Raw genomic sequence first — 4,417 nt, 5'->3', positions numbered from 1 at the left:
TAATACCCGCTTTACTTAATTATAGTGGTTTTGCTTATTTCGGCATTAATTGTCCGAAATGTGGCGCAAAATATTGGTAATGGAAACCGCATAATAAGCGGATAAGTGATAAATCGTCAGGGGCCTTTTCACATGGATTTTATAATATGCCTTGATTTCTCGCATTATCCTGCATGCATTTCTATAGCTACACTTTTCTAAGTCCATAATATCACGAGGATAGGCCCGGATAGCCCTTGTGATTTTAAAAATCTCTTTTACATCTTCATTCTTTTGTTTTAAAATAGCTGATTCCATTTTTCAATATGTGTTAAGTGAATAATTATTAAATGTCAATTTTGCCCCAGGTATCAATTAGGATTGAATTTTTGATTAAGCAGATGTATTTTAATGAGCTTCGCTACCGCTTCGCAGGTTTCTAACATCAAATCAGGTTCATAAACATCGATATTTATGACATGCTTGACATCATTTATAAAATAGGGATGCTCATAAGTTTGCAAATAATAATCTTGAAGCTGGTATTGTATTTCTTCAGCTTCTTCCTGAGTCAATTCAATTTTAGTACTCAGCCCGGAAAGGTCCTTTGTCATACCGTTTGACCTGCAAAATACTTTTTCATCATTCTTGGAGATGTATTTTGCAATGTATGAACCAAGGGAGCGCAGATTTGCGACTCCTGATGCTTTAACCGGATTGACAAGCAATCCTAATTGTTTCAGTCGGTTCTTTGTTATGTCTTGTGCCATTGGTCTACGCAAAAACTCACCGTACATATGATTTTTAAGCATTGGCACAAAGAAGGAAGGAAGTTTTCTGATTTTCCCTTCTTTAGTTTTTGAAATATCCTTTATAATGGCACGACAGCCCAATTGATGACACAATTGAAGCCAGTACAAATTCACATTTTCTACATTCAAATATGAATTTTTAGACTGTATAAAAATGCAGTGAAAATGTATTGTATTTGTAGCTTTTCCACCGTCCTTTTTTCGTTTTCCTGTTTGCCTTTCGGCAACCCAGATATACGATTTTAGACCGTGATTTTTTCTCAAATTATCTAATAGTTTTAAAAATTGTTTCTGAAATAATTCATCATGTTTTTCGGGTTCATATTGAATTGATGAATTGTGGAAGGGAGGTACTGTAAAAGTGTACCATAAAAATCTAGAGCCTTGAAATTTTTCTTTTTGGTAGTATAAAAAATGACAGATTTCTTTCAATCTTCGCTTTCTTGCATTATTCATAGTTGAGCCAGTAGAAGCACGATTATTACGATCGTACTTTAGTTTAAAAAGTTCTTGAAGTAATTTAGATTTATCTTCAATTCCTGCTATGCGGGTAGTCAAATAGTTATATGAATTGAAGTCATGCGAATATCTTTGGATATCGGCCTGTAACCAAGTCTTCTCAGTGTTCAGCTTTGTTAATAATTCTGAATTTGGTACTTTTTTATCTTTTAGGCTTTTTTTATAGCTGTGAAATTTACGGATTTTACAATCCATTGTGAATTGTATGGTTTGATAACCTTTGTTAATCTTGCTAAAGTCGCAAGATTCTTGCATATTTGGAGTCATTCGTGAACCTTGTTTGCAATACGGGGTTTTTTATTGCTATCTGACTGCGAATCAGATATTTGCAATATGTGTTAAAATATAATTTTAATAGAATCACTAAGGCTAGTACAAAATTGTACTAGCTTTTTTTTTGCTTATATTTTATTTCCCCCGCATTTGATTTAACATAACATCTTTTAAATTTTGATAATAACTTTCGTTATGTTAAGTACAACATAATTCCTATCAGGTCAATATCCCGATGAGGCATTTTTTTTCAAAATAACTGTTTAACTAAAAATTCCTCTAATAAATTTTTTTACACAAAAGTCTACTTGTCCTTCTATCCCTGGCTACGAACGAAATGAAATAAGTTCCTTTATCCATTGTATTAATAAAATCTTAAATACATTGTTATCCGAATGGTGCCTATTCACTTCTTACACATTAACCATCGTATTCAATGCCAATAATTCCAGTCCAGCAATCTGGTTCTAAAAATAAGCGAAAGATGATTATTCCTCCTCTTTTTTGTTAGTAATCCTATTAAATCAAATGGAATTTCCTTAAACCCTGGCCATTTTTTGTAAACAAGAAATTCCTTTTTCAATGAAAAATCACAATTTCTCCATTCTAAAAAATCTATATTCTGATTAGCTTCTATATTTTTACCATAATCAAACACAACTTTTCCGTTGTTTCTGTCAACTTAGCCAAATAATAATCTGTCTCAAATTTTTCAAAACTCTAAAAAGATAATCTAAATATCTATCAATTTAGTCATAAACTGTCCCTGGAGTAGGATAATCAGTATTTGCATCATCAATAACTATAACCCAATCAGGACCACCCATTGATTTACGCAACCTATCCTTCCATTGTGGGGAAAATGTTCCTGTATTTTTAAATTCTCCTATAAAATAGGCAAGACCTGTTCTAGGGTCATAATACCAAGCCTTTATTGTATCCGAATTTATAACATCCGTTTTTAATTTTAAATCCCTAACAATTGGGAAATAAGCNATAATATANGTAGCGTCATTTTTTCCTNGNGTTCCATNCCTTGTGGCTATTTTATAGTCGGCAATGGAAAAATTATCACCCAGAATAACAGAATTATCGGGGATGCGGGAAAGAAAAGGACGCGATAAGAATAAATTCTTTAGATGAATGACTTGAAAACTTCCGGCTGCCTCAATAGCTTCCTCCCAAAATGCAAGAGGATTTAAGACTGGCGGGNATTCTTTTTTNTTCATCTGCCATACTCCGTTATTACCGTATGTGGTACCAAAGGCACCAGCCATAACCGACCAGTACATTGCTCTTCTTGGGTCATAATCTGTAGTATAACCATTGATTTCATTGAACCCAATTGGGATATCTTCATAAATTGGTTCTGCATCGATCACAGGTTTTGTTGGTGTAAAATTATAATCACTATCTATCATTTTAAAGTTGGGTATATCCCTGTTTCCATGACCTGATTGCATCATATAAAAATCTAAATGTTTGGCAATATTTGGATATTCGGTAATGGAATGCTTTCCTGATATATGATAGGATATGAGATGTTTCCTTTCCGCTCCTTTTCTAAGTCCCTTTATCATGTTCAACCAGATTTCTTCTTTGCCCTCAGGTAGCCTGTCACCACCAACAATCCAAATTATATTCCATTGATCTTTATATCTCTTCCCAAGGAACTCCCCATATTCAAAGGCATTATCAGGGGTGAAAATATTAACATTTTCAAAAAAAGGATGGTGCTTGTCTTCCGTATGAGCTCCCCAAGTGGGTAATAAAGCCATATATAACCCATAATTTGCAGCTAATGCAACTGCCTTGTCAACTTTTCTGAAATAATCCTCATTAGGATTTGTCGGATCATTGTTATTCAAAGGTAAAAACCCTTCAGGAGTTGGTTTTGTAACACCATCGCATTCACCTAATAATACGGTTTGAATTACCGTAAACCCTTTTGCAGCACGATTTCTGAGATAATGCTCAATCTCATCTAAATTAAGTTTATGATATAATTCCCATCCAGTATCACCCATCCAAAAAAAAGGTTTCTCATTATCTTTCACCAAAAACCTGCCATTATCACTTACTTTCAAGTACTGTTGACCAAACGTTATATTCTGATTACTAAAAATAATCAGGACAATACTTATAAGAAATAATAATTTTTTCATTCTGATATTTTTATACGATTTATTTTACCAGGCTTATAAAACAGGTAATCATTATTTTATTTTGGAAGGATTTCCTTTTAAAATTTGAACTTAGCAATTCAATTTACCCAAAACAGATGTTGTTGATCATCTAAAAGTTTCTTTTTTAGTAAATTATAATCAATTTGCTGAACAGCAACATTTTTATCAATTGCCTGACAAGCTGCTGTAGCAGCAGACTGGCCCAAAACCATAAAAACAGGTTCCATGCGAATTGATCCATAAGCTATATGAGTTGCACTTAGGCAAATTGGGACTAATAAATTCATACACTCTTTTTGTTGAGGAATGATTGATCTGTAACTTATCGGGTAAGGTGCTGCAACTTTGGCTTCTACATTTCCTTCATTTTTCACAAATCCCTCCTTAGTTACATATCGTTGTGTATTGTGTGAATCCATACCATAGGCCGCTAGTCCTATACCATCATCCACAACTTCCAAACCTTCACAATTATACTGGGTCATTATATAAGCACCTTTCATACGTCTGGCTTCTCTCACATATAATTGTTCCTGCCAGCCGTCTTCCCTTACAAATTCATCTTTACAAGTACCCCACCTAGCTACCTCATTCCTCACATGGTCAGGAATCCTTGGATGATTTGCCAGCGTCCACATCAATCCTTTC

Annotated in this window: 4 protein-coding genes; all 4 read right to left on the bottom strand. The window is 33.9% G+C overall.

Going from position 1 to position 4,417, the window contains the following annotated elements; all coding sequences use genetic code 11:
• Positions 1-45: 45 nt before the first annotated feature.
• Positions 46-297, bottom strand: coding sequence for a hypothetical protein (locus A3EM_RS0137560; RefSeq protein WP_020533389.1), 252 nt, complete (start codon positions 295-297; stop codon positions 46-48).
• Positions 298-350: 53 nt separating this feature from the next.
• On the bottom strand, positions 351-1,505 hold the full coding sequence (locus A3EM_RS0137555; protein WP_157637960.1) for a hypothetical protein: 1,155 nt from the start codon (positions 1,503-1,505) through the stop codon (positions 351-353).
• Between the two features lie 827 nt (positions 1,506-2,332).
• A complete protein-coding gene (locus A3EM_RS0137545) occupies positions 2,333-3,748 on the bottom strand; it encodes a glycoside hydrolase family 140 protein (RefSeq protein ID WP_026210831.1) in 1,416 nt (471 codons plus the stop codon).
• A gap of 98 nt (positions 3,749-3,846) precedes the next feature.
• Positions 3,847-4,417, bottom strand: a 571-nt coding sequence (locus A3EM_RS0137540; protein ID WP_020533386.1) for an FAD-dependent oxidoreductase, incomplete at its 5' end; no start/stop codon positions are given.

This window comes from Flexithrix dorotheae DSM 6795, assembly GCF_000379765.1.
In the GTDB taxonomy this organism is placed as follows: Bacteria; Bacteroidota; Bacteroidia; order Cytophagales; family Flammeovirgaceae; genus Flexithrix; species Flexithrix dorotheae.
This window is presented reverse-complemented; position numbering and strand designations above follow the sequence as displayed.